This is a genomic window from Curtobacterium sp. MCLR17_059, from assembly GCF_003234665.1.
GTDB lineage: Bacteria > Actinomycetota > Actinomycetes > Actinomycetales > Microbacteriaceae > Curtobacterium > Curtobacterium flaccumfaciens.
This window is the reverse complement of the sequence record NZ_QKSU01000005.1, coordinates 182,433-207,679: the sequence shown is the minus strand read 5'-3', so window position 1 is coordinate 207,679 and position 25,247 is coordinate 182,433. Positions and strand designations below refer to the sequence as shown.

The window sequence follows — 25,247 nt, the reverse complement described above, 5'->3', positions numbered from 1 at the left end:
GGTCGCGGATGCCGATCGTCACCCTGCCCTTCGCCGAGCTCGTCGACCGGTTCGGCCCCGTGCCGGACGGCATCGAGCTGGACGTCTGGGACGTCGAGTCGCCGTACGGTCGCCCGGACGACGTCGCGATCACGTTCTTGCCGTTCTACTTCGAGGGGCGGCACCGCTGGCAGTTCGTGCACGACCTGCCCGAGCTCCAGCTGCTGCAGCTGCCGAGCGCCGGGTACGAGCACGCCGTCCCGCACGTGCCCGGGCATGCGCAGCTGGCGAACGGTCGCGGCATCCACGACGACGAGACCGCCGAGCTCGCGGTCGGCCTCGCGCTGACGTCGCTCCGTGAGATCTCGGCGTTCCAGGTCGACCGTTCCAACGGCGTCTGGGACGCCCGCGAGACCCGATCGCTCGCCGACCGCCGGGTGACCGTCGTCGGCTACGGGGCGATCGGGTCCGCGATCGCCACCCGGTTCGAGGCGTTCCGCACCGAGGTGACCGTGGTCGCCCGGACCGCTCGCGAGCAGGACGGCCGGCACGTGCACGCGTTCGGTGAGCTGCCCGAGCTCGCCCCGACGACCGACGTGCTCGTGCTCATCGCGCCGCTCACCGCCGAGACCGAACGCCTGGTCGACGCGGAGCTGCTCGCGGCGCTGCCGGACGGCGCCCTCGTGGTGAACGTGGCGCGCGGCAAGGTCGTCGACACCGACGCCCTGGTCGCCGAGCTGCGGTCGGAGCGGCTGTTCGCGGCCCTCGACGTCACCGACCCGGAGCCCCTGCCCGCCGGACACCCGCTCTGGACGACGCCGAACACCGTGCTCACCCCGCACGTCGGCGGCAACACCGACCTGAGCGTGCCGCGGTCGATCGAGCTGATGCGCAAGCAGGTCGCGGCGCTGGCCGAGGGTCGCCCGTTCGAGAACCTGATCGAGTTCTAGCCGGCTGTTCCCGGCGTCAGAGCGGGACGACGCAGGTCGGGGTGCCGACCGGGATCTGTGCGACGGCTTCGCCGGGCATGCCCTCGGCGTCGAGCGGCAGCACGGCGACGGCGTCGGACATCTGGTTCGCCACCAGGACGAACCCGGGCACGCGAGCGAAGTGTCGCGGCCAGACCCCACCGCAGGGCACCGACCCGACGACGGCGAGCCCGCCGTCACGTGCGTCGAGCACCACGAGCAGGTCACGCCCGCGCACGGCCACGTACACGCGGCCGGCCTCGTCGACCTCGATGTGGCTGAGCAGCGACTCCCCCACCGCACCGTCGAACGTCGGCACGGCGGCGATCGTCACGAACGGCCCGGAGTCGTCGCGGCGCAGCCGGTGCACGTGCCCGTCGAGCTCACCGGCGACGAGCAGGTCACCGTCGATCCAGGCCATGTGCCTCGGGCCGGCGCCGGGGGTCACGTGGTGCACGCGGAGCGCGTCGATGTCGGGGACCCCGTCGGCCGACACCGTGACGCGGAACTCGTGCAGGGCATCGCCGCCGAGGTCGGCGACGAGCACCGTGCCGTCCGGGGTGGCGATCGACTGGTGGGCGTGCGGGCCGTCCTGGCGGTCGTCGTCAGGGCCCGTGGCATCGGGCAGCACGGCGACCGCGACGGCCTCGGCCGGCACCGAGCGCTGGTCGGCGTCCCCGTGCAGCACCACGCCGTCGCTGGCGGTCACCGAGGCGGCGTGTGACTCGGCCGGCGCGAGGGAGATCGCCGTGACCGTGCCCGAGACGTAGTTCGTGACGACGAGCGCGCCCGAGGGATCGACCCGCACGTGGCACGGGGCGTCTCCGCCGGCAGGGGCGTCCCACAGGTGTTCGAGTGCGCCGCCCTGCAGCCGGAAGGCCGACACGGCGCCGTCGTTCGTCTCGGAGACCGCGTAGACCCGGTCACCCGAGACGGCGAGGAACGAGGGGTCGTCGAGCACCGCGACGGTCCGGGGTGCCGGGACGGCTCCGACCGGCCCGGCGTCGACCAGCGAGATGCCCGTGGCGTTGCCGCCACCGGTCGCCGTGTACGACCCGATGAGCAGCGACGGCAGCTCGGCGCTCATTCGTCGCGGCCCGCGATGCGCTCGTGGTGGTGGATGACCTCGGCGACGATGAAGTTGAGGAACTTCTCGGCGAAGGCGGGGTCGAGGTGGGAGTCGGCGGCGAGCGACCGGAGCCGTGCGACCTGGATCCGTTCGCGGTCCGGGTCAGCGGCGGGCATGCCCGACTCGGCCTTCAGGTGCCCCACGCGCTGCGTGTACTTGAAGCGCTCCGCGAGCATGTGGATGACGGCGGCGTCGATGTTGTCGATGCTCTGCCGGATGCTCCGCAGTTCGGCGACGGCGCTCGCGTCGGCCTCGGACAGGGTGACGTCGTCGTTCATGGTCCGAGCCTACTGGCGGACGTGCAGCGGAACCCGGCCCGCTGCTGCGAGAATGTGCACATGTCGGTCCTGCTGGTGATCTCGGGTGTCTGTGCGGTCCTCGCGGGCCTCATCCACGTGTACATCTTCTTCCTCGAATCGGTCATCTGGACCAGTCCGCAAGCGCGCCGGATCTTCGGCATCGCTTCCGAGACCGAAGCCGTGGCGACCCGTTCGCTCGCCTTCAACCAGGGCTTCTACAACCTGTTCCTGGCGATCGGGGCGATCCTCGGCGTCGTGCTCGTGCTGGCCGGCAACACCGTGAGCGGCTGGACCCTCGTGGTGTTCTCGACCGCGAGCATGCTCGGTGCCGCGGTGATCCTGATCGGCTCGGGTCGCAAGTACGTCAACTCCGCGTTCAAGCAGGGCACGCTCCCCCTGATCGCGCTGCTCTTCGCGCTGCTGGGCTCGACCATCGGCGTCTAGCCCCGCGCTCCTCGCCCGAACTGCGAAAGCGACAGGGTGCCACCGAACATCGGCGGCACCCTGTCGCTTTCGCGGTGCTGACCAGCGGTGCTGACCAGCGGAACCGGCCAGCAGCAACGACCTGCTCTAGCCGAGCTTCTCCTCGAACTGCGCCGGCAGCTTGTCGAGCGCCCACTCGATCGCAGCCGTGGTGCCCATCGAGAACGCCGACGACACGTCCTTGTCGTCGAAGACGATCGAGTGTCCAGCCTCGACAGACGGCACCTTCTGGAACAGCTTGTTCGACGAGGCCTCCGACGCGTCGACGTAGATCGGCAGGATCAGCGTCAGGTCGGCGTCGAGCAGGTCGAGGTTCTCGTCGGACAGGTGCACGGAGAACTCCTTGCCGGCCTGCTCGTCGATGGCCTTCGGGATCTCGAAGCCGAGGTTCCGCATGAAGGTCGAACGGCTGTCGGTGGAGGCGTACGCCCCGAAGCCCTCGGAACTGTAGGCACCGACGACGGCCGTCTTGCCCTCGAAGTCCGGGTGCGCCTTGCGTGCTGCGGCGTAGGCGTCGTCGAGGCCGGAGAGCAGCTTCTTGCCCTCGGACTCCTTGCCGAGCGCCTTCGCGATCATGGTCGTCTGCTGCTCGGTCGACGCGAGGTAGTTCGCGCCGCCCTTCGGGATCGCCACGGTCGGCGCGATCGCGGAGAGCTTGTCGTACCGCTCCTTGTCGCCCGAGGACTTCACGTCGAGGATCACGTCGGGGTTGAGCTTGAGGATGTCCTCGTAGCTCGGCTCGAGCGTCTGGATGATCTTCGGGGATTTGTCGTACGCACCCTTCAGCCACGGACCGACACCGTCGCCGCCGAACGCGAGCCAGTCGCTCGCACCGACCGGCTGCGCACCGAGCTCGAGCGCCGTCTCGGCGTCGCCCCACCCGAGCGCGACGACGCGCTTCGGTGCCGACTCGATGGTGGTGGTGCCGAGGCCGGTCGTGATCGAGACCGGGAACGCGGCGTCGGACGACCCCGACGACGCCGAGTCGGTCGAGGAGCCGGAGCCGGACGCGCAGCCGGCGAGGACGAGGGACGCTGCGACGACGGCGCCGGCTGCGGCGAGCACGCGTCGGAGACGCAAGGGAGAACGGTTCACGAAGGGTAGCCTAACCTAACGGGGTGCGCAGGAAAACGGCTGGCTAGGCTGGGTGACCGTGGCGTTCACCGATCCAGGCCGCACGCACCTCGCGGTGCTCGGCTCCCCCATCGCGCACTCGCTCTCGCCCACGCTCCACGCTGCGGCCTACGATGCGCTCGACCTGTCCTTCACCTACGGGAGGCACGAGGTCGCGTCCGGCGAGCTCGCCGCGTTCGTCGCGGGGCTGGGTCCGGAATGGCGTGGGCTGAGCCTCACGATGCCGCTCAAGCGCGAGGTGCTGCCGCTGCTCGACCGCACCACCCCGCTCGTCGACGAGCTCGGGGTCGCCAACACGGTCGCGTTCCGCCACGAGGGCTCCACGATCGTCCGAGCCGGCGCGAACACCGACGTGCAGGGCCTCGTCCGCCCGGTCGAGGCACTCGGACACCTGCCCGGCGAGGCCACGATCCTGGGCGGCGGAGCCACCGCGGCGAGCGCCCTGACCGCTGCCGTCCGGCTCGGGGCGTCGCTCGTCCGGGTGTTCGTCCGCGACACCGCGAAGACGCGTGCGCTGGTCGACCTGGCCGTCCGGCTCGGTGTGACGCTCGAGGTGCACCCCCTGACCGAACTCGCCGGCACGCACCACGGGTTCGTCCTCTCGACGCTGCCGGGTGGTGCCGCCGACCCGCTCGAGTTCGGTCCGTCGGGGCCCGACGCCGTGCTGTTCGACGTCGCCTACGAACCGTGGCCCACCGCGGTCGCCAGCCGCTGGACCGAGGCCGGGGGCCGCGTGCTGAACGGCCTCGACATGCTCACCGAGCAGGCGATCGGGCAGATCCGGTTCTTCCTGACCGGTGACGAGGACGAGCTGCTCCCCGACGAGGCCGGGGTCCGCCGGGCGATGCGCACCGCGGTCGACCTGCCCGCCGTCATCGGCAGCTAGCCGGCGCCGGCAGCCCTCGATCAGCGGCGGGATCGCGCCTCGGCGTCGAGCAGCGCGACGGAGACGTCCCACAGCCGATCGGCCTGGTCCGGATCGAGGGCCCAGGGCACCACGCCGTGCAGGCCGTCCTCGATCCGCTCCACCACCGACGCTTCGTGGCAGTCCTCGAAGTACCGGCCCGTGACCCCGTCGAGTTCGGGCGCGGTGGCGAGCAGGACCGAGGTCGCGGCTCCCTGCTCCGGGGTCTTCACGGCGTCGGCCGCGGCGATCTTCGTGGCGGCCAGGACCTCCGGGTCCCAGTGCTTCTGCAGCCCGGTCCAGATCCCGCCGGGCATGAGGGCGTTCGCGGTGATGCCGTCGGCGGCCCACCGGCGGCCGGCAGCGACGGCGAACAGCACGTTGGCGGTCTTCGACTGCCCGTACGCGAGTCCGGGCTCGTAGCGGCGCCGGCGGAAGAACAGGTCGTCGAACACGACGGGCGAACCACCGTGGCCGCTCGACGACACCGAGACGATCCGTGCCGAACCCGAGGCGGCCAGGGAGTCGTGCAGCCCGAGCGCGAGGGCGAAGTGCCCGAGGTGGTTGGTCGCGAAGTGTGACTCCCACCCGGCGGACGTGTACGACTCGGGCGCGTCCATGATGCCCGCGTTGGCGACGAGCACGTCGAGCGGCCCCGACCACGCTGCGGCGAAGGCCTCGACGGAAGCCGGCCGGTCCAGGTGCAGCTCGATGACGGCCGGTGCTTCCGTCCCGGTCGTCCGGGCGATGTCGTCCGCCACCCGTCGGCCGGCATCGACGTCCCGCACCGCGAGCGTCACGCGTGCCCCGGCTCCGGCGAGTGCTCGGGAGGTCTCCACGCCGATGCCGGACGCCGCACCGGTGACGATCGCCGTGCGCCCCGACAGGTCGAGGCCGTCGACGACCTCGGCGGCCGTGGTCCGGTCGCCGAAGCGGGTGAGGTCGCGTGCGGGCATGTGGGCTCCTGTCAGCTGGCGTGGTGCGCAGTCGTCAGGCGACCACGCCGTCCACGTAGAACCATCGTCCCTGCTCGCGGACGAAGTCGCTCGTCTCCTCGAGCGTGCCGCGCTCGTCGTCGGAACGCCACCACGCGCGGAACGTGACGGTGCCGTGGGAGTCGAACGGGCCTCCCGAGGTGGTCGCCAACACGTCCAACCGGGTCCAGCGCTGGGTCGGGTCCAACTCGAGACCCGCCGGACGGGTGCGCGGATGCCAGGTGAGCAGCAGGTACTCCGGCAGGCCCAGCGCGAAGGCGCTGAAGCGGGAGCGCATGAGCCGTTCCGCGGTCGGCGCCACGGCCCCGGCGTGCAGGGGGCCGCAGCACTCCCCGTAGGGGTTGCCGCTCAGGCAGGGGCAGCGCGTCTCGTCGGTGACCACCGGCCGAACGCTAGTCGACGATGGACAGCGTGACGGTGATGTTGCCGCGGGTGGCGTTCGAGTACGGGCAGATCTCGTGTGCACGCTCGGCCAGTCGCTGGCGCTGCTCCTGCGGGGCGTTCGGGGCGTAGACGTCGAGCTCCACGGCGAGGCCGAAGGCGCCGTTGCCGGTGCCGCCGATGCCGACCTCGGCGGAGACCTCGGCGCCGGTCGTGTCGACTTCGAGCTCCTTGCCGGCGGCATGCAGGGCACCGAGGAAGCACGCTGCGTACCCGGCGGCGAAGAGCTGCTCGGGGTTGGTGCCCTCGCCGCTGCCACCCATCTCCTTGGGCGGGCGGGTGTCGAGGTCGAGCCGGTCGTCCTCGCTGCGGACGTGCCCGTCGCGGCCGCCTCCGGTGGCGTGGGCAGCGGCGGTGTAGACGATGTCGAGACTCATGGTCCGAGGTCAGCGTGCTCGCCTGGACGAATCCTGAGCGGGAGCACCACGTCGCGGGTGCGGCAGCTCCGGGCGCGGGGCGCTCGGGCGTGTCCGGGTGGGGGATGCGGGTGCGCCGTGCATCGAGTGAGCAAAAGATGTCGAGTCCCCCGCCAGCACCCGACATCTTCTGCTCACTGAACGCAAAGCGCGCGGGCACCCCGCACCAGCACCGGGTAGACATGATTGATGTTCACGCTCGGCTGGCAGGTCTTCCGCCGGCACGTCACGGACGTGCTGGATCCGGCACGCATCCGCCGTGCTGCCCTGTGGTCCGGATTCGCGGCAGCCGTCGCGCTGGTCGGCATGGCCGTCCTGGAGGCCCGGGTCGACTGGACGGGGACCACCCCGGTCCGCAGCGTGGTCGCGATGGTGCTGCTGGCACTCGGCGTCGGACTGCTCACCTTCGCGTGCATCCCGACGTGGCAGCCGCCGGACCCCTCGACGACGATCAACGGTCGGCAGGTGCGGCCCTCGTGGCAGCTCGCCGCGCGGGGTGCCACGCAGCTGTACGTGCAGCGTCGGCCGGTGCCGGTCCTGCCGCAGCACCGCGAGAACGTCCGCACCGACACCGTCCTGCTGCGGCGGGGGCTGATCGGCACGCTCGCCCGCGTCGCACCGTTGCTCGGTTCGGGGCTCGTCGCCGTCCTCGGGGCGTTCGTCCTCGGGGCCGCCAGCGGGTTCCAGGTGCTCTTGATCGCGGTGTACACGATCGGGCTGTCGGAGTACGTCATCCGCCTCGGCCGCTCCGAACGAGCCCGCCTGGCCGCCGAGTCCCTCGAGCCCGCACCCGCACCCGAGACGCCCGCACCCGAGACGCCCGCACACCCCACTTCGTGAGCAGAAGCGGTCGAGTCGCTGTGGGGCACGCGACCATTCCTGCTCGCGAAGCGTGAACGGCGCGCCCCGACGCGCACCACTGTCGGCGGCGACGGGCACACTGGGCGCATGTGTGGAAGGTTCGTCGTCTCCGACACCACGGCCGATCTGTTGCCCGAGCTCATGGGCGAACTCGCCGCCCGGACCGAGCACGTCGACGAGGACACCGGCGAGGTGCACCCCGGCCTCGCCCCGAGCTGGAACGTCGCCCCGACCGACCCCGTGTACGCCGTCCGCCAGCGGCACGGCGAACGCGAGCTGCCGCAGATCAGCTGGGGCTTCGTGCCGAGCTGGGCGAAGGACTTCCAGAAGCAGCGCCCGAAGCCGATCAACGCCCGCATCGAGACCGTCGCGACGAGCGGCATGTTCAAGCGGGCCTTCGCCACGAACCGCTGCATCGTCCCGGCGCAGGGGTACTACGAGTGGGTCGTGCGCGAGGACGGCAAGGAACCCCACTTCGTGCACGAACCAGGCGGCGCCCTGGCGATGGCCGGCGTCGTGAGCGCATGGCCCGACCCCACGAAGCCCGAGGGCGACCCGGACAAGTGGCGGCTGTCGCTCGCGATCATCACCCGTGACGCCCACGTCGCCCCGGGCGAGGTCCACGACCGTATGCCCGCGTTCCTGACGCCCGACGGCTACGACGACTGGCTCGGCGGCGACCTGCACGCCGACGACCTGCTGGCCCTGCTCGACCACGAGTCGCTGGCGGTGGCCGCGGGCCTGGAGCAGTACGAGGTCTCCCGCACGGTGAACAGCGTGCGGAACGACGGACCGCAGCTCATCGCGCCCGTCGAGTAGGCGGTCGCGCCCCGCGCGCGGACAGGAGGCCCGGATCACCGCAGCGGGTCTGCTGCGGTGATCCGGGCCTCCAGTCCGGTGCCCTGTTACGGACGTGCGCTGCGGCGGATGCCCGGCGTGACGCGGACCGCGATCCGTCGTCGGGTCACCAGGAGCACGCCCGCCAGCATGAGCGCGAGTGCCGCGAGCCCGAGGCCGACCAGCCCGGTCACGCCCGTGAAGGCGAGCTCGGTGCCGTGGACGATCGCGGCGAGCCCGGTCGGGAACCGGACCGTGACGGTCGCGGTAACTGTCTGTCCCGCGCTGTCGGTGACCTCGTAACCGACGAAGGTGGTTCCGGTGAACCCGCTCGCAGGGGTGAAGACGACCCGGCCGTCGCGGATGGTCCACGTGCCCTGGTCGGCGACGACCACGCGGTCGGTCGGTGCGCCGGACTCCGGGTGGAGCAGGTGCAGCGTGCCCGGCTCGAACGTGGCGCCGCCGGTGGCGGAGTCGTTGTCGAGCGGATCCACGACGACCCGGTGTCCGACGATCCCGGTGGCGGAGTCGTCGGTGGCGACCGCCGCGGCGACCACGGTCATGGTCGCGGTGGCGGTGGCCGTCTGCCCCGAGGCGTCCTTCACCGTGTAGGCGAAGGTGTCCGTGCCGGTGAAGCCGGCGGCCGGCGTGTAGACGTACGCGCCGTTCCGCTGGATCGTCACGGTGCCGTGGGCGGGCTTCCGGGCCGGGGCGGCGGTGAGGCCGGTGCCCTGGTCGTCGGCGAGCAGGCCGTGGCGGGCGTCACGGGTGACGGGCGTGCCGGACACGGTGTGCCCGGAGTCGTCCGCCGCGGCGATGCCGACCGTGATCGTGACGGTGGCGTCGACCTGCTGCTCCATCGAGTCCTGCGCACGGTACGTGACGGTGTCGGTGCCCGAGAAGCCCTTCGCCGGGGTGTAGACGAACGTGCCGTCGGCGGCGATGGAGGCCGTGCCGTGACGGGCCTGACCCACCGCGACGACCGTCAGGGCGTCACCGTGGTCGTTGCCGAGCACGCCGTGGCCGGCGACCCGGACCGTCTTGCCGGCCGTGGTCGTGGCCTTGTCGTCCTTCGCGGCGGGGGCGACGTCGATGACGACGCGGGCGAACGCCGCGGTGCCGTCGGCGTCGTTGGCCGAGTAGGTGAACCAGTCACGACCGGACCAGTTCGACGTGGGCGTGTAGACGTACGAGCCGTCCTTCTCGAGCGACAGTGTGCCGTTGAACGGCTTCGTCTCCATGGCGGCCCAGAGCCCACGACCGGAGTCACCGACCAGCACGCCTTTGTCGGCGGTCATGCGCATGCTGCGGTTCGTCGACATGGTGTGCCAGTGGTCGACCGCGGCGACGCCGACGACGACCGTGACCGTCGCGGTCGAGGTCCGTCCGGCGCCGTCGGTCACCGTGTACTCGAACGTGTCCGCGCCGGAGAAGCCCTTCGCCGGGGTGTAGACGAGCGAGCCGGGCTCGGTGCCCTCGGTCACGGTGCCGTGCTCGGCGCGGCCGTGCGCCGTGACGGCGAGGCCGGTGCCGCGGTCGTTGCCGGTCAGGGTCGCGCCGCTGATCGGCAGCGCGGTGTTGGCCGCGGTGCGCAGGGCGTCGGCGACCGCGGTCGGCGTGACGGTCACGGTGACGGTCGCCGTCGCGGTGCCGCCGGTCGGGTCGGTCACCGTGTAGGTGAACGTGTCCGTGCCGGAGAACCCGTCGGCGGGCGTGTACGTGACCGAGCTGGCACCGGTCGGGCCGGTTGCGCCGCCGCCGGTTCCGCCTGCCGTCGTGCTGCCGGTGATCGTGGCGGTGCCGTGGCCCGGCTTCGACACGGCGGTGACGGCGAGCTTCGAGCCCGAGTCGTTGCCGGTGACGGCGACGTCGACCGGGGTCGCTGCGCTCGTCGTCGCGGTGTCCGCGACGGCCTTCGGGGCGACGACGATCGTCACGGTGCCCGTGGTCGTCCCGCCGGAGCCGTCGGTGACCGTGTAGTCGAACTCGTCCGGGCCGGAGTAACCCGGCTCGGGCTTGTACGTGTACGAGCCGTCCTCGTCGACCGTCACGTCACCGTGCGAGGGCTTGGTGTGGTCGGTGACCGCCAGGTCGGTGCCCTTCGCACCGTCGAGCAGTCCGGTGCCGGCCGGCACGGTGGTGGTGGCGTCGGCCTCGGCCGAGGTCGACCCGCCACCGGCGACCGGGGTGACGGTGACCGTCACGGTGCCGGTGTTCGTGGTGCCCGACGGGTCCGTCACCGTGTAGGTGACGGTGTCCGTGCCGGAGAAGCCGTCCTTCGGCGTGTACGTGATCGTGCCGTCGTCGTTGCGGGTCGCGGTGCCGTTCTTGCCGTCGGTGACGGACACGACGGTCAGGCCCGTGCCGTGGTCGTTGCCCGTCAGGGCGCCGGAGGTGACCGTGGTGCTGCCGCCCGCCGCGACGGTGACGGTGTCGGGCTCCGTGCCGGGGCGGACCGTGACCGTCACGGTGCCGGTGGTGGTGCGGCCGGCGGGGTCCGTCGCCGTGTAGGTGAAGGTGTCCGTGCCCGAGAAGCCGTCCTTCGGCGTGTACGTGTACGAGCCGTTCGCGGCGAGCTCGACCGTGCCGTGTGCGGGCTGCTGGTCGACGGTCGCGGTCAGGCCGGTGCCCCGGTCGTTCGCGAGCACGCCGTCGCCCTTCGCGACGGTCAGCGTCGAGCCGGCGGTGGCGGTGGCGGTGTCGGCCGTGGCGCGGGGGCCGACGACGACCGTGACGGTACCGGTGGTGGAGCGACCTGCTCCGTCGACCACCGTGTAGGTGAAGGTGTCCGTGCCCGAGAAGCCGTCGGCCGGGGTGTAGACGACGCGGCCGGTGGCACGGTCGAGCGTGACGGTGCCGCGGGCGGCGCCGGTCTCGCCGGTGCCGGTGCCGGTCTCGCCGGTGCTGTTGCCGGTGCCGCTGCCGGCGCCGCCGGCGGCCCCGCCTGCGGTCACGTCGGTCACGGTCAGCCCCGTGCCCCGGTCGTTGCCGGTCAGGGTGGCGGCGTCGATGGTCAGCGCCTGGTCGGCCCGGGTCGACACCGTGTCGGCGGTCGCGACGGGTCGCACGGTGATCGTGACGGGCGCCGCACCGGTGGTGACTCCGCTGCCGTCGGTCACCGTGTAGGTGAACGAGTCGGTGCCGGACGCTCCGGCGGTCGGCGTGTACTCGACCGAGCCGTCCGCAGCGACGACGGCCGTGCCGTGGGACGGACCGGTGACGATCGTGGTCTCGAGGTCCGCACCACGGTCGTTGGCCTGCACGTCGATCGTCACCGGGGCGCCGGAGTCCGTCGACGCGGTGTCGGCGCCGATGGTCGGGTTGACCGTGATGGTGACGGTCGCGGTGCTCGGCGAACCGGAGCCGTCGACCGCCGTGTACGTGAACGCGTCGGGGCCGGAGTACCCCTCGGCCGGCGTGTACGTGAACGTGCCGGTGGCCTTGTCGAGCGTCAGCGCACCGTGCGAGGGGGACGTGTTCGACGCCACGGTGAGCCCGGTGCCGGAGTCGTTGCCGAGCACGCCGGTCGCCCGGGTGTCGGCCGTGGCGGTGCCGCCCGCCGCGACCTTGACGGTGTCGTCCTGCGCGGCCGGGGCGACCTGCACGGTCACCGTGACGGTGTCGGTCCCGCCGCTGCCGTCGGTCACCGTGTACGTGAAGGAGTCGGTGCCGGAGAACCCGGCTGCCGGGGTGTACGAGTACGAGCCGTCCGGACGCACCGTCGCCGAGCCGTGGGCGGGGGTGCTGTTGCCCGTGACCGTCAGGCCGGTGCCCAGGTCGTTGTCGAGCACGTTGCCGGTCGTCGATGACCCGGCCGTCGCGGTGACGCCATCGGCCGTCGCGGTCGGCAGGACGGTGAGCCGCACCGTCGCGGTGACAGTCGCGCCGGAGCCGTCCTTCGCGGTGTACGTGAACGAGTCCGGGCCGGAGTACCCCTTGTCGGCGCCGTAGGAGAACGACCCGTCGGGGCCGATCTTCACCAGACCGTGCGACGGCCGACCGTGACCGGTGAGGGTCAGGTCCGACCCGCGGTCGTTCGTCAGGACGCCCTCCGCGGCGTCCACCGTGAGCACGGTGCCCGCGTGCACGCTGTAGGCGTCGTCGGAGCCCTTCGGTGCGACGGTGACGGTCACGGTGCTGGTCGAGGTCTGCCCCGACGAGTCCTTCGCCGTGTACTGGAACGTGTCCGAGCCGGAGAACCCGCCGGCCGGGGTGTACGTGTACGAGCCGTCGGCCGCGACCGTGGCGGTGCCGTGGGCCGGCGTCGTGTTCGAGACCACGGACAGGCCGGTCCCCTGGTCGTTCGCGAGCACGCCCGAGGCAGCCGGCACCGACAGCGCCGTGCCCGTGGGGGTCGTGGCGGTGTCGCTGCTGGTGGTGACGTGCGTGGCCTGCAGCGTGTTCGTGAAGGTGACCAGGACGTCCGTGCCGTCCGCGGTGGTGGCCGCCGGGAACGTGAAGGTCCCCGTGGTGCCGGTGCCGCTGGCGACGACCGCGTCGCTGTTCAGGTTCACGGCCTTCCACGTGGTCGTGTAGTTCGACGGGTCGGTGGTGCCCACCGCCGTCTGGCGGGCCGTGTAGGTCTTGTTCGGGGTCGACAGGACCGCGCCCGCCTTCTGGGGCTGGGTGCCGGCGGCCGTGCCGTTGGTGGTGGCCGTGTTGCCCGTCGAGACGCCGCCGGTCACCGCCAGGCCGAACTGGTCGGACGGACTCCACCGCTGATCGACACTCGACTGCGCCGCCAGGGTGTTGGCGTAGTTGCAGGACGCCAGGTCGCTCGGTGCGTAGCCGTTCGCGATCGTGAACGTGCTGACCTGCGCGCCCGAACCCGGATCGATCTTGTACATGGCGGAGCCGACCGAGGCGAACAGGTAGCCGTCGGACGAGAACGCGATGCCGGGGCTGCCGCTCGTGCTCGCGTCGATCGGAAGGGTCGCGACCTTCGAGGTGGTCAGAGCCGTGGTGCCCGCGGTCGTCGGGACCGTCTCGGTGTCGACGCGACGGATCTCGTTGCCGGTGACGACGAACAGCAGCCCGCGGGTGCTGAACGCCATGTCACCGTTCTTGTTGGTGAGCAGGTTGCCGATGGTGCCGACCTGGCCGATCTTCGCGCCGGTCTTCGTGTCGTACGCACCGAGGTACGCGGGGTTCGCGCCGCTCGCGTAGTAGTAGATGCCGGTCGCCGGGTTGATCGCACCGCGGAGCAGCTGGTGGCTGCCGTTCGGGTCCGCGGCGGTCACGTCGGCGATCCGGGCATCGTTCACCGCGTCGTACCCGGTGATCGTGTTGCCGTTGTTGATCGACGCGTACGCGGCGACACCGTTGCGGGCGACCGCGAGGGCGTTGTCGCCCGGCGCCATGCTCGTGACGTTCGTGACGGCACCGGTGGTGGCGTCGATGGCGGCGAGCTGGTTCGCGGCGGTGTTGATGCCGTACAGGGTGTTCTGGTCGCAGGACAACGCGCCGGCTGCGGCGGCGGGGTCGGCCACGACGGCCTGGGTCAGACCGACGCCGGCGAGGAGCGCGGCGCCGAGCATGGCGACGGCGCGCAGGCCGGGACGGCTTCTGGGCACAGCGGTGCCCGGGTTCGTACGCTGCATGATCACTTTCGGGTCGAGACGATGCGGGCACCGAGACCGACCGGAGGATCAGGGAGAACGGTCGTTGGCGCCAGGTTGATCCTGGCAGTTCCTCGTGTTCGGGTGGGGACAATCAGGGTCCCCAATAGGGGGGACCACTCGTTCAGGGGTCACGCCGCAGCCCGGCACGTCACGGCGCGCCACGGCCCGTCGTCGCGACCCGTTCGCGCCCCGGGCGCACGGAAGAACCCCCGCCGGCAGGCCGGCGGGGGTTCGAGGATCAGCGAGCGATCAGCAGTGGATCACGCGGTCGGACGGATCACGTCCGGCAGCAGCACGTGCAGGCGCTCGGACAGACGCGCCTTCGCTTCGTCGAGGGACCGGAAGTCCCCGACGTACTCACCGAAGGTGTCGGAGACGAAGAAGTGGGTGCCCTGGCGGTCGACGGTGCCGCCGTAGTAGCCGCCGTAGTTCGCGACCCACAGACCGGTGTCGGCCTGGGCCCACGAGATGCGGACGGGGGCTGCCTGCACGGGAGCCACGACCTGGGCCTCGATCTCGGCGATGACCTCGATCGTCTGGGTGTCCAGGGTCACCTCGGCCTGCTGGCGGTGGGCGACGGTCGTGCTCATGGTGCTGCTCCTTCGTGCTGTGCTGCGTACTGGGTGGTGCCGGTGGTTCCGGGTGGTGCGGGCGTCGCGATCGACGCCGGTGGAGCTGGTGTCCGTCGTCGTCACTCGACCGGCCGGATGACCGGCGGGAGCATGACGTGCAGCTGGTCCTCGAGCTTGGTCTGTGCCTCTTCGAGGGAGGAGAACTCGCCCACGACGAGCCCGAAGGTGTCGGAGGCCACGTAGCGGTCGTCGCGCTTGTCGACGCTGCCGCCGAAGTACCCGCCGTAGCCGGCGATCCACTCGCCCTGGTCTTCCTGCACCCAGGTGACCTTGGCGCGCTTGGGGCGCGAGGAGAGCGCTGCATCGGCCTCGAGGATCGCGATGGTGTCCACGGTGTCGGTGTCGAGGGTGACCTCGGCCTGCGTCGCGTTGTTCACGGTGATGCTCATGTCGCTCTCCTTCACGATCCGGGGTACATCTGCTGACACCAGAACGCTACGAGAAGTGCCGAGGGGATCGCCAGCCAGGCCCGTGGATTCACGGGTTCCGTCAATGCCGTCCATCGGGCAACCCCGGATTTCCGGGCAGGTGCGTCGCACTTCCGGGGTACAGCGTCAGGATCGGGGTACTCGTTTTCCGGATCGCCGGAATCGGGGAACGAGATGGTGCGGACACCTGCCTGGAGGCGCGACTCGCTAGCGTCGGCACGTGACCTCCGACAAGCCCCGCGTCGACGACCGCGCCCCGGCCACCTGGCGCAGCCGTCGGTTCGCGACGGGGCTGGCGATCGCCTACGGCGTCGCCCTGGCGCTCGTCGGGTTCTGGGGCTCCCCCGTCGACGCCGCAGGGGCCCCGTGGCTCAACCGAGTCCTCGCAGCCGCGCACCGGCACGGCCTGCCGGAGCGCATCGACTACGCCACCGTGGAGTCCCTGGCGAACGTGGTCTACTTCGTGCCGCTCGGCTTGCTCGTGGTGCTGCTCGCCGGTGCCCGCTGGTGGTGGGCCGCCATCGCCGCGGGGCTCGTCATCAGCACGTGCATCGAGACCGGTCAGGCGCTGTTCCTGCCCGCCCGCACCGCGACCATCGACGACGTCGTCGCGAACGGCATGGGGGCGCTCCTGGGGGCCGTGGTGGGCGTGCTGCTGCTCAGCCGTGCGGCCCGGCGTCACTGAGGACGATCCCCGGACACGAAGAAGCCCCCGGAGCAGATGCTCCGGGGGCTTCGCTCAGTGTGTCGAGACTCAGACGGACTCGCGCTGGCGGCGGACCGAGCCGCGGACCAGCAGGAGGCCACCACCGAGGACGACTGCGCCGCCGGCGACCCAGAGGGCCAGGGCGGAGACGGTCGAACCCGTGAAGGCCAGCGTGCCGTCGGTGCCGTTGCCAGCGCCGGCTGCGGGAACCGCAGCAGCGTCAGCCGGAGCGACGGTGAAGGCCGCGAAGCCGACGACGCCCGAGGTGGCGCCGGTGGCGGTCAGGTTGTAGGTACCCGAGGCGCCCTGGGGGAACGTGACCTTGACGACGAGCGAGCCGTCCGAAGCGGCCGTGTAGGTCTTCGAGACGGTCGTGGTCGGCAGCGCGCCGAGCGTGACCGCACCGGCACCGGTGACCTGGACGTTGACGGTCTCGTTGTCCTGGAACGCGCCCTCGGTGAAGTTCACCGAAGCGGTGCCACCGGCGACGGCAGTGCCGGAGACGGAGACGTCGGAGTCAGGCGTGTAACCGGCGGCGTTGGCGACGGCCGGAGTGGCGAGCAGTGCGGCGCCAGCCAGCACCACCGCTGCGATGAGCTTCTTCATGAATGGTTCCCCTAAAGATCTGAAAATCCAGACCCTGACACCCAGAGCCCGCTGTTCGCCGGTGGTTGACCCCAGCCACAGAAATGGCGGTTGTTTTGGCGAAGTTGTCTCAATCTAGCGGAGTTTCCCAGCTTGATACCAGATCACGTGGATTTTGTTCATTGGTCGACGTGTGTTCATCCGCGCCAACTACCCGTCACACGGCCCTACCGTCGGTCCATCGAGGCTTCACATAACAGAAACCCCAGGTGAGAGGGCTCAACGGTGTGCACCAGAGCACACTGTGCGTTCGATCAAGGACCTTCGCGCCCGGACAGGTTGGCGCGTTGCCCCTCGGAGTGGGGGCACACTCGCGGTTCGCTTTGCGGAGGTTCCGTTGTCAGCCCGCGGTGAGCGGCCGCTCGCAGTCGAACGTGAGGGGCTTCGTCTCGTTCTGCCGGACGCCAGGAGTCGAGTCCGCCTGCACCGCCGCCTTCGCGTACTTCGCCTCGCCGAGGAACGCGACGCGGTAGGTCAGGCTCTCGCCGGGGGCGAGCAGGGTCTGCAGCTGGGCCACCGGGTGCCCGCCGTCGGTCGCTGTCTGCACCGGAGTGGTCTTGCCGTCCTTCGTGGCGCCGAGGAAGATCGCGTTCTCGGGCGCGTACGCAGCGAGCAGGGTCTTGATCTTGCCGGGCTCCACGCCGAAGTCACCGCCCCCGGTGACGTAGCGCGGCAGGGTCGTCGCGGCATCGGCCGGTGCCGCGTTCTTCACGGTGATCTCGACGACCGACGTCGGTCGTCCGTCCTTCCGGCACACCGAACTGCCAACGGAGACGCGCTTCTGGAGGTAGTAGTCCATCTTCGCGCCGGTGCCGTCGTTCAGGTAGACGGCGAACTGGTTCGAGTCGACGCTGGCCGTCGGCAGCTCGCCCGCGACCGGAGTCCCGCTGATGCGGCGCTGCTCCGCCTTGTCGGCGCTCCAGAGCCGCAAACGGCCCTCGTCAGAGCTCTGCGTCAGCGCCGACACGAATGCCTTCGCGTCGAACCCGCCGGAAGAGACCTTGGCGAACACCGCGCTGGCGGCGGACGCGAAGAAGGCGTCCTGCACCGCCGGGTCGGGGTACTTGGCGTAGACGTCGCTGAGCAGCAGCTGCACCGCGTTGTCGGAGGTCAGAGTGTCTCCGGTCGGCAACTGCACGGGGCCGGTCGCCTTGAGGATGAAGCTGAGCGTCACCGGGTCCATGGCGAGCACGCCGTCCACCTGCTGGCCGAACTTCTGCTTCCACATCTCCCGCGCGAGCTTTGCCGACACGTCGAAGCGTGGTGTGAGGGTGACATCCTGCATGTACTCCCCGGTGATCTCCCCGTAGAGCCCACGCGTGTCAGCCGTCAGTGGCAGGACCGGTTCGTCGTACGGCCCGAAGTCCCCGCTCGAGGCCTGGGCCGACAGACGGAGCGACCCGTCCTTCGCGTCGAGCGCCGCCACCGCACCGGGGATACCTCCCCCGGCTCGCAGTTCGGCGTTGTTCTGGAAGAGCAGCAGATACCGCCGCTGCCCGTCGTGACCGAGCATGGCCGGCGCGAGCTGCACGATGCGGTTCGCCGCCACCGCCTGCTCGGACGCTGACGACAGCGCGTTCCGCAGCTGTCCCACGGCGGTGGTGACCGGCGACAGCGTTCCACTGGTGTCGATCCGCGCCGCGTCGGCACGAGCCTGCTCGAGCGTCTTCGTGGCCTCGGCGACCGCCGGCTGCGCGTCCTCGATCGGCTGGAGATTGATCTTGCCGTTCTTCGGCGCGAACGAATCCGACCCGAGGCCGTCGATGACGCCGGCGACGGGACTGACGGCATCGCTGGCGACGTCGTCGACGATCACCGAGATGTCGCGCACGGCCCGCAGGTTGGTCCCGAAGAAGGGTACGGACTGTGCTGCGCCCCACACGGGGTCGCCGGTCAGTGATCGAGCCGACGCTGCTTCGTCCTCGAGATGCCTCGCGGTCTTCTGCGCGGCGCCGGTGTCACCACTGGTCAGCTGCGACCGGAGGGTGTCGACGTCCCCGACGGCCCGCTCCAGGTGCCCCTTTGCGAGCATGCCGCGGACACCGACCCAGGCGACGGCGAGGATCAGCAGCAGGACAAGGGCGAGGACGACCCACAGGACGATCCGGGCCCTGGACCCCCGGCGTACTGCAGTGCGTCGCGACTCGGGCTGGTCGGACATGAGGCGATCCTACGGTTCCGTACGTCCCACACCCGTCACTGACGGACGGAGTCCGCGTGTTCGCGGTACCAGTCGACGGTGCTGCGGAGCCCGTCCTCGAGGCCGATCTGTGCCGTCCAACCGGCATCCGCCAGCTTCGACACGTCGAGCAGCTTCTGCGGGGTCCCGTCCGGCTTGGTGGTGTCCCAGACCGTCTCGCCCTCGAACCCGACGATCTTGCCGATCGTCTCGGCGATCTCCTTGATCGTGACGTCCGACCCGGTGCCGACGTTGACCTGGTCAGCACCGTCGTAGTGCTCCATCAGATGGAACACCGCTGCCGCCATGTCGTCGACGTGCAGGAACTCACGACGAGGCGTCCCGGTCCCCCAGTTCTCAACGGTTGATGCACCGCTGCGAGCGGCTTCGTCGTACCGGCGGATGAGCGCCGGCAGGACGTGGGACCCGGTCGGCGAGAAGTTGTCACCCGGGCCGTAGAGGTTGGTCGGCATCGCCGAGATCCACGGGCGGCCGAACTGCCGACGGACGGCCTGCACCTGCAGGATGCCGGCGATCTTGGCGATCGCGTACGCGTCGTTCGTCGGCTCGAGGTGGCCCGTGAGCAGTGCGTCCTCGTGGATCGGCTGCTCGGCCATCTTCGGGTAGATGCAGGACGAGCCGAGGAACACGAGCCGTTCGACACCGTGCTCCACCGCGGCGTCCATCACGTTGACCTGGATCTGCAGGTTCTCGCTCAGGAAGTCGTGCGGGTAGGTGTTGTTCGCCATGATCCCGCCCACCTTGGCGGCGGCGAGCACGACGTGCTTCGGCTTCTGGTCCGCGAAGAAGGCGAAGACCGCGCCGCGGTCCTTCAGGTCGAGCTCGGAGGAGCTCCGTCCGACCACGTCGGTGAAGCCCTCCGACTCGAGCTTGCGCCAGACCGCGGAACCCACCAGGCCGCGGTGTCCCGCGACGTAGACGCGGTCAGCTCGATCGATCGGACCGGGGGTGAAGTCGGTCGTGGTCATCAGGAACTCCAGCTCTCGAGACGAACGGTGTCGATCCAGGGACGACCCTCGTGCTCGAGGGCGGAGATGTCGGCGTCGACCATGATCCTCGCCAGCTCGGCGGTGTCGACGGTCGCCTCCCAACCGAGTTTCTCCTTGGCCTTCGAGGCGTCGCCGACGAGGGCGTCCACCTCGCTCGGTCGCAGGTAACGCTCGTCGAACCGGACGTGGTCTTCCCAGTTCAGCCCGGCGTGCGAGAACGCGGTGGTGAGGAAGTCCTTGACCGTGAAGTCGCCACCGGTCGCCAGCACGAAGTCGTCCGGCTCGTCGACCTGCAGCATCCGCCACATGCCCTCGACGTACTCAGCGGCGTACCCCCAGTCGCGGACGGAGTCGAGGTTGCCGAGGTACACGTGGTCCTCGAGGCCAGCCTTGATCCGAGCGACCGCGCGGGTGATCTTCCGGGTGACGAACGTCTCACCGCGACGCGGTGACTCGTGGTTGAACAGGATGCCGTTGACCGCGAACATCCCGTAGGCCTCGCGGTAGTTCCGGGTCACCCAGTAGCTGTAGACCTTCGCGGCACCGTACGGAGAACGCGGCCAGAAGGGCGTCTCCTCGTTCTGCGGCGGCGGGGTCGCGCCGAACATCTCGGAGGAGGACGCCTGGTAGAAGCGCGTGTGGATGCCGGACACCCGGACGGCCTCGAGCATGCGCATCGTGCCGACACCGGTCACATCACCGGTGTGCTCCGGCTCGTCGAACGAGACCCGCACGTGCGACTGCGCCGCGAGGTTGTAGACCTCGTCGGGCTTCAGCTCGCTGAGGAGACTGACGAGCCGCGCACCGTCGCCGAGGTCCCCGTAGTGCAGGAAGAGCTTGGCGTCAGGGTTGTGCGGGTCCACGTACAAGTGGTCGATCCGCGAGGTGTTGAACGTGGACGCACGACGGATGAGTCCGTGCACCTCGTACCCCTTCCGGAGCAGCAGCTCGGCCAGGTACGAGCCGTCCTGTCCGGTGATGCCTGTGATCAAGGCCTTCTTGGGCAACTGGTTCCCGTCCTCACGTCGTTAGTTGGAGCGCGCGGCCGTCAGCCGCTCGGTCTTGATCTTGGTGCGAAGACCGGTGCTCGGTCCGGTCACGATCTTCCGGATGAAGAAGGCATCGGAGGACGCCACTTCCGGCCAATCCTCTTCGGTGAACACCCGGATGAGAGTCGGGTCGATCAGGTGAAGGTTGGCGTATCGCCAGTTCCCCGGGCCGACGTAGTCCTCGAAGCCGCCTGCTGGCGTCGCCGAAGCGAAGCGGGTGCACATGACCAGGGATTGGTAGAACTTTTCCTCCGGGCAGAATATCGCTGCGAAGTAGCGCTCGATTTCCGGCGTTACCAGGGCTTCCATCTCGCGGAGACACGATGCTGTCACCGCGAAGTGCGTACCGCCGTGACCAACGCGCAGCCCGCCCGGGAGAGCCGGAGGTCGCTTCACGCTGAAGGGGCCGTCGATGAGCCGGATGATCCCGTTACGGAGCTTTCGGAGAGCCTTGTTACCGGTCCGGGTCGACAGGAAACGCATGTCACGGTGGTGATGCCGGTCGACTTGACTACGGTACTTCTCTTCACTCGCCGAGATTTCGAATGCGCGGAGGAACTGCCGACCCTGGTGCTCCTCCAGGTGGGCAATCAAGTGGTCGACGGTACGGAGCGGGTAGTCAGACCCGGAGAGCAGGACGAGGTAGTCGTCGTCGTCCGCGAACTCGAGTCCGTGCCGAACGAGGGCTCGGATCGCACGGACCTGCGAGTAGCCACCCCAGTTGACCTGCACCCTGTCCCTCACCATTCGGACGTTGGCACAGTCCTCGACAGCGACTGCGAACGGGGACAGATCGACCTTCGCGTCAACGTGCACGATCACTTCGTACGGTGACAGCGCTTCGACGAGTTCCCGGAGGTGTTCCGCGTCCTGGAAGGTGTAGACGAGGAAGATCGGTTTCACAGCCGCCCCTTCGTGATCGAGAGGGATCAACCGGAACATCCGACCTCTCGGCCCCCTGATCGGCTGAATCTACCGTACGAGCGTCAGCGAAGACCGCCAGACCGAACTCCTTTGCGTCCCGTGGAGGTTCCGAGCCTCACGGCGCGCCTTCGCCGCGACGACCGAGAATCCCCCGGCGGTGGAGGATTTCCAGTGGCGGGAAGGATCGACGCGTCAAGCCCACCCATGCAGCGAGGGCAGCAAGGCCGATGAGTCCTACCGCCACGCGGACGGGGCCGACGCCGAAATCGTGGAACAGCACCACGAGTGAGCCGTAGAGAACCAGGGCGAATCCCGCTGGCTGTGCGTACCCGAACGCGAGTTGCCGGAAGCCGAGCGCTCGGACGCGTTGCGCCTGGATGATGTGGACCACGTGCCGACCGATCATCGCCGCGATGAGTGCTAGGAGGGCGAAGACGTACTGCTGATGGACCACGACCATCGCGACGCCGACAGCACTGATGACGAAGGCGACGGCCTCGGACAGCCAGATCGCTTTGAACAGCGCCGCGGACTCGAGGGCGCCGGCGAGGAGGATCATCAACGGTTGCACGGCTCCCAGCACCGCGAGCAGCGGCAGGATTTGGCCTGCGAGTTCCCACCCCGGCCCGAGCGCGAGGTGGACGACTTCCGGTCCTACTCCAGCGATGACGGCACCGATTGGCAGGGTGAGCCATGCGACCAGGGTCAGCATGTCCAGCCACACGGCTTTCGCATCCGACGTGCCGACCTCGTAGCGACGGAATTCCGGGTAGATCACCTGCATCAGCGCGTTCTGCAGCTGCGAGAACGGGACCGTTGACAGGACATCTGCCCGGTTCCATGCCCCGAGCACGCCGGCTCCGACGAACTGGCTCACGCTCCACCGCGGAGCGTTGCCGGAGATGTACTGGAAGACAGATACTGCGACGAGCTTGGTGCTGAACCGAACGTTGTCCGATCGGAGGGCGAGCCGCCCCGGAACCAGAGCGCCGCGGAGCCGGGTGGCCGCCCAGAGCAGGGTGCCCCACTGTCCGATGATTGCGGACACGGCGAGTGATTCCGGGCTTCGGAAGAGGAGCACGGCTGCGGCACCCGCGACCATTCCGACGACGTTGGAACAGAAGGTGGCGATCGCCATCTCACGAAAAGCGCCTTGGCGGCGCAGAAGGCCCGTACTCAGGCTGAGGAACGGCATCACCAGCGCGCTCACGGCGAGGAGACGAACAGCACCGGCGGCCTGCGGAGCGCCCCAGAATGCGCTCCAGAGATCGGCTGTGACCAAGGTGAAGAGGGCAGCCGCCACTCCGAGGAGCAGGGCGTAGGTCGCGAGGGGCCGTGTCGACGAACGTTCCGCATCAGGTGCACGAGCGGCCGTCTGCGACAGTCCACCGGACCCCAGGAGGTTGACGAGCGCCGCGATGGAGAGCGCAACGCTGTACGCACCGAAGACGCCCGGAGCAGCGAGCCTCGACGTCAGGGCCGCGTAGCCGAGTTGCACGACGACGGTGAGGAGTTGCAGCCCGTAGACCCATGACGCCCCCGCCATGAGGCGTCGCCCGTTCGAGGTCACGAAGGGGCACCGGCGACCAGACGGCCGAGACGAGCGATGTCAAGGCCTTCGTCAGCCTGGTACGCAAGCCAGCGGCCGGAGTCGGGCACATGGTGCCACCAGGGGGTCCGGGCGATGACAGGTGCACGCGACACGAGCGCGGCGAGGAAACCGAACGAACTCGGTGCCGCTACGACCACCCGAGCTGCCGCGATCTCGATGAAGTCCTGATCGCGCTGCCCTCCGTCACTGATCGACACTCCGACGCGCTCCAGGTCGCGCAGGTCCGCAGCATCTCCCGACGTGAAGAGCCTGATCGGCATGCTGCTGAGTGCTGGCACGCCCCTGATCTCGTTGATCAGGCCTTGGTAGTAGTCGAGACCGATCCAGCGGTCGGGATGCGACTGAGGACCGATGTCGCCGCGGCGGGCGTGGACAGCGATGTAGTCCGCCTCCGACTCGAGGCTCCGGAGTTGATCGCCGAGGTATCCTCCGAGGACTGCACGTCGGAGCGGTTCTGCAGCCGGCGTTTGGTCCCAGCGACGCTGGTCCAAGGCCAGGCGCCCGATCCACGGACGGCTCGAACGAGGTGCTGCACGGCTCGTCGATTCTTGGAGAGCGTGAAGCGACCAATCGTCGGTCTCGAACCCAGTCGCGGCGAGGCGCTGCTCGAGCACGTTCCCGGACGGTGCGGCAGCGGTCAGCTGCGCCAGGTCGAAGAGCCCCTTCGTGTCCTTCGTCACTTCCCCTCCGAGGTACGGCACCCCGAGATCGGCGGACCAGAGGTACCCCGCAATCCACGTCGACAGCTGATGGCCGAGATCGGGGTACGGATCGATGCGCACACGGAGTCCGAGCAAGTTTCGCGGAGGTGTCCAGCCCCCGGGCGCAGTTCGGCCGTCACTCTTCCTGCGGAGCTCTTTGGCGTTCTTGCCCCGCTCGATCCGAAGCGAAGCACGCAGGGGAAGCGTACTGATCGGTCCGATCCTCACAGCCGTCCTCCCGTCGTCCGGTCCCAGACTGCGCGGGCGTCCGCTGGGTCGATCCACCGGGTGCGCCAGTTCAGCATCTGGACCATGAGATCGTCCTGCCGAAAGTTCTCGTCAGCGAAGCGACGACCCGCGGCGATCGAGTCGAGGCGGTCGTTCGTGGTGGTCTCGGCCAGCACCTGCTCGATGGAACCGATGAGGGCCTCCGGCGTCCGTCCGCGCAACAGGAATCTGCTGCTGCTCGCGGGGAAGATCTCGTCGTATCCGGGGTGTTCGGTCGTCGCATGGATCGACCCTGCAGCCAACGAGATGGGCAGCCTGTTCGAGAAGTAGGACGCTTCGCCCGCGAAGTGATCCCAGTTGGCGCTGACCCAGCCTGAGGTGATGGCCTCGTCTTGCGCTTCGAAGGGCACGGGCCCCTTGGCCGTCGTTCCCTCCCAGCCTCTCCCGAAGACAGCGAGCCGGTCTCCGAAGTGCTGCTGCATCAACTCGACGAATCGAATGCGTTCCCGCCAGTCCGGCAGACCTCGGAGCCGAGGACGATTCCGATTGGCGACGATGACGACGTCGTACGGGCGGTCCTTCCGGATCGGTCGGTCGAAGTTGGCACTCCTCGTCGGTTCGTAGGCCGAGGGGATCCAGCGGACGTCGGCGCTCCCCGCCCTCCGGAAGTTCTCGCTGAACCCGCTGCTCCCCACGGTGAATACGACGTCCGCGGCCCTGCCTGCCGCCTTCGCTTCGGGAGGGATCGGATGGAGGTACCTCGAGTAGGGATCAGCCTCGTGGTAGATGAAATCACCAGGACAGGCTGCGCGCAGGGCCGCGAAGTGCTGCCGACGCAGTCCGGTGTGTCCGAGGTGCTGCATGAGCAGGATGTCCGGGCGGAAATCCGACACCCGTCGCACGAGCTCCTCCCGGTGACGCTCGGCATCTCCACCGTTCCGGATCGCGTCCAGGACGCTGAAGGTCGCGAGTGAAGCGACGCGACCGGCCCTGACCAGCGCTTCCAGCGGATCACGGAAGCCGAGCTGGCGGAAACCGCCGAACTCGTTCGGCACGTAGAAGATCC

General features: G+C 69.7%; 23 protein-coding genes. 6 read left to right on the top strand and 17 right to left on the bottom strand.

Annotated elements, in window-relative coordinates; translation table 11 throughout:
• Positions 1–8 precede the first annotated feature (8 nt).
• Positions 9–929 carry a 2-hydroxyacid dehydrogenase gene (locus DEJ12_RS09430; protein ID WP_111029800.1) on the top strand — a complete coding sequence of 307 codons (921 nt, stop codon included), beginning with the start codon at positions 9–11 and terminating at the stop codon, positions 927–929.
• Positions 930–945: 16 nt separating this feature from the next.
• Here DEJ12_RS09430 and DEJ12_RS09425 read toward each other — a convergent pair whose 3' ends face one another.
• Together DEJ12_RS09425 and DEJ12_RS09420 are read right to left on the bottom strand one after the other, a co-directional pair.
• Positions 946–2,034: a beta-propeller fold lactonase family protein gene (locus tag DEJ12_RS09425; RefSeq protein WP_111029799.1), complete on the bottom strand. Its 1,089-nt coding sequence runs from the start codon at positions 2,032–2,034 to the stop codon at positions 946–948.
• Entirely contained in the window at positions 2,031–2,354 is a 324-nt protein-coding gene (locus tag DEJ12_RS09420; RefSeq protein ID WP_111024253.1) for a chorismate mutase, read from the bottom strand. Before DEJ12_RS09420 ends, DEJ12_RS09425 begins: the two co-directional genes overlap by 4 nt.
• A 60-nt stretch (positions 2,355–2,414) precedes the next feature.
• Between DEJ12_RS09420 and DEJ12_RS09415 the strand changes: the two genes are divergently transcribed.
• Entirely contained in the window at positions 2,415–2,819 is a 405-nt protein-coding gene (locus DEJ12_RS09415; RefSeq protein WP_111024254.1) for a DUF1304 domain-containing protein, read from the top strand.
• 126 nt (positions 2,820–2,945) lie between these two features.
• Here DEJ12_RS09415 and DEJ12_RS09410 read toward each other — a convergent pair whose 3' ends face one another.
• Positions 2,946–3,953 (bottom strand): iron-siderophore ABC transporter substrate-binding protein, encoded by a 1,008-nt coding sequence (locus DEJ12_RS09410; RefSeq protein WP_258370591.1) that lies wholly within the window; start codon positions 3,951–3,953, stop codon positions 2,946–2,948.
• Between the two features lie 58 nt (positions 3,954–4,011).
• Between DEJ12_RS09410 and DEJ12_RS09405 the strand changes: the two genes are divergently transcribed.
• Entirely contained in the window at positions 4,012–4,878 is an 867-nt protein-coding gene (locus tag DEJ12_RS09405) for a shikimate dehydrogenase (protein ID WP_181433133.1), read from the top strand.
• A gap of 20 nt (positions 4,879–4,898) precedes the next feature.
• On the opposite strand, the gene DEJ12_RS09400 is transcribed toward DEJ12_RS09405, so the two are convergent.
• The 3 genes from DEJ12_RS09400 to DEJ12_RS09390 are packed head-to-tail and all read right to left on the bottom strand — an operon-like array spanning position 4,899 to position 6,709.
• Positions 4,899–5,852, bottom strand: a complete 954-nt coding sequence (locus DEJ12_RS09400; RefSeq protein ID WP_111029796.1) for an SDR family NAD(P)-dependent oxidoreductase — start codon at positions 5,850–5,852, stop codon at positions 4,899–4,901.
• 34 nt (positions 5,853–5,886) lie between these two features.
• Positions 5,887–6,273: a YchJ family protein gene (locus DEJ12_RS09395; RefSeq protein ID WP_111029795.1), complete on the bottom strand. Its 387-nt coding sequence runs from the start codon at positions 6,271–6,273 to the stop codon at positions 5,887–5,889.
• Positions 6,274–6,283: 10 nt separating this feature from the next.
• Entirely contained in the window at positions 6,284–6,709 is a 426-nt protein-coding gene (locus tag DEJ12_RS09390) for an organic hydroperoxide resistance protein (RefSeq protein ID WP_027465016.1), read from the bottom strand.
• Positions 6,710–6,937: 228 nt separating this feature from the next.
• Here DEJ12_RS09390 and DEJ12_RS09385 point away from each other — a divergent pair, with 228 nt between their 5' ends.
• Complete coding sequence (locus tag DEJ12_RS09385; protein WP_111029794.1) at positions 6,938–7,588, top strand: hypothetical protein; 651 nt, start codon at positions 6,938–6,940, stop codon at positions 7,586–7,588.
• 108 nt (positions 7,589–7,696) lie between these two features.
• Complete coding sequence (locus DEJ12_RS09380) at positions 7,697–8,428, top strand: SOS response-associated peptidase (RefSeq protein ID WP_111029793.1); 732 nt, start codon at positions 7,697–7,699, stop codon at positions 8,426–8,428.
• Positions 8,429–8,514: 86 nt separating this feature from the next.
• On the opposite strand, the gene DEJ12_RS09375 is transcribed toward DEJ12_RS09380, so the two are convergent.
• From DEJ12_RS09375 to DEJ12_RS09365, 3 genes are all read right to left on the bottom strand, one after another.
• Positions 8,515–14,019, bottom strand: coding sequence for an Ig-like domain-containing protein (locus DEJ12_RS09375; protein ID WP_181433134.1), 5,505 nt, complete (start codon positions 14,017–14,019; stop codon positions 8,515–8,517).
• Between the two features lie 308 nt (positions 14,020–14,327).
• Positions 14,328–14,657: a hypothetical protein gene (locus tag DEJ12_RS09370; protein WP_217499688.1), complete on the bottom strand. Its 330-nt coding sequence runs from the start codon at positions 14,655–14,657 to the stop codon at positions 14,328–14,330.
• A gap of 101 nt (positions 14,658–14,758) precedes the next feature.
• Positions 14,759–15,088, bottom strand: a complete 330-nt coding sequence (locus DEJ12_RS09365) for a hypothetical protein (RefSeq protein ID WP_071248415.1) — start codon at positions 15,086–15,088, stop codon at positions 14,759–14,761.
• A gap of 259 nt (positions 15,089–15,347) precedes the next feature.
• Between DEJ12_RS09365 and DEJ12_RS09360 the strand changes: the two genes are divergently transcribed.
• Positions 15,348–15,812 (top strand): VanZ family protein, encoded by a 465-nt coding sequence (locus DEJ12_RS09360; protein WP_111029790.1) that lies wholly within the window; start codon positions 15,348–15,350, stop codon positions 15,810–15,812.
• A gap of 69 nt (positions 15,813–15,881) precedes the next feature.
• Here the strand turns inward: DEJ12_RS09360 and DEJ12_RS09355 are convergent, their stop codons facing one another.
• The 8 genes from DEJ12_RS09355 to DEJ12_RS09320 form a co-directional block, all read right to left on the bottom strand.
• Positions 15,882–16,439: a hypothetical protein gene (locus tag DEJ12_RS09355; RefSeq protein ID WP_111029789.1), complete on the bottom strand. Its 558-nt coding sequence runs from the start codon at positions 16,437–16,439 to the stop codon at positions 15,882–15,884.
• 379 nt (positions 16,440–16,818) lie between these two features.
• Positions 16,819–18,639 carry a DUF4012 domain-containing protein gene (locus tag DEJ12_RS09350; RefSeq protein ID WP_111029788.1) on the bottom strand — a complete coding sequence of 607 codons (1,821 nt, stop codon included), beginning with the start codon at positions 18,637–18,639 and terminating at the stop codon, positions 16,819–16,821.
• 35 nt (positions 18,640–18,674) lie between these two features.
• The gene (locus DEJ12_RS09345; RefSeq protein ID WP_111029787.1) at positions 18,675–19,646 is read right to left on the bottom strand and encodes a GDP-L-fucose synthase; all 972 of its coding nucleotides are present in this window, start codon (positions 19,644–19,646) and stop codon (positions 18,675–18,677) included.
• Entirely contained in the window at positions 19,646–20,674 is a 1,029-nt protein-coding gene (gmd, locus tag DEJ12_RS09340; RefSeq protein WP_111029786.1) for a GDP-mannose 4,6-dehydratase, read from the bottom strand. Before gmd ends, DEJ12_RS09345 begins: the two co-directional genes overlap by 1 nt.
• A gap of 21 nt (positions 20,675–20,695) precedes the next feature.
• The gene (locus DEJ12_RS09335; RefSeq protein WP_181433135.1) at positions 20,696–21,619 is read right to left on the bottom strand and encodes a beta-1,6-N-acetylglucosaminyltransferase; all 924 of its coding nucleotides are present in this window, start codon (positions 21,617–21,619) and stop codon (positions 20,696–20,698) included.
• 136 nt (positions 21,620–21,755) lie between these two features.
• On the bottom strand, positions 21,756–23,210 hold the full coding sequence (locus tag DEJ12_RS09330) for an oligosaccharide flippase family protein (protein WP_146245039.1): 1,455 nt from the start codon (positions 23,208–23,210) through the stop codon (positions 21,756–21,758).
• Positions 23,207–24,034, bottom strand: coding sequence for a hypothetical protein (locus DEJ12_RS09325; protein WP_111029783.1), 828 nt, complete (start codon positions 24,032–24,034; stop codon positions 23,207–23,209). The genes DEJ12_RS09330 and DEJ12_RS09325 overlap by 4 nt, the downstream gene beginning before the upstream one ends.
• Before the next feature lie 143 nt (positions 24,035–24,177).
• Positions 24,178–25,236 (bottom strand): hypothetical protein, encoded by a 1,059-nt coding sequence (locus DEJ12_RS09320; RefSeq protein ID WP_111029782.1) that lies wholly within the window; start codon positions 25,234–25,236, stop codon positions 24,178–24,180.
• Positions 25,237–25,247: the final 11 nt, after the last annotated feature.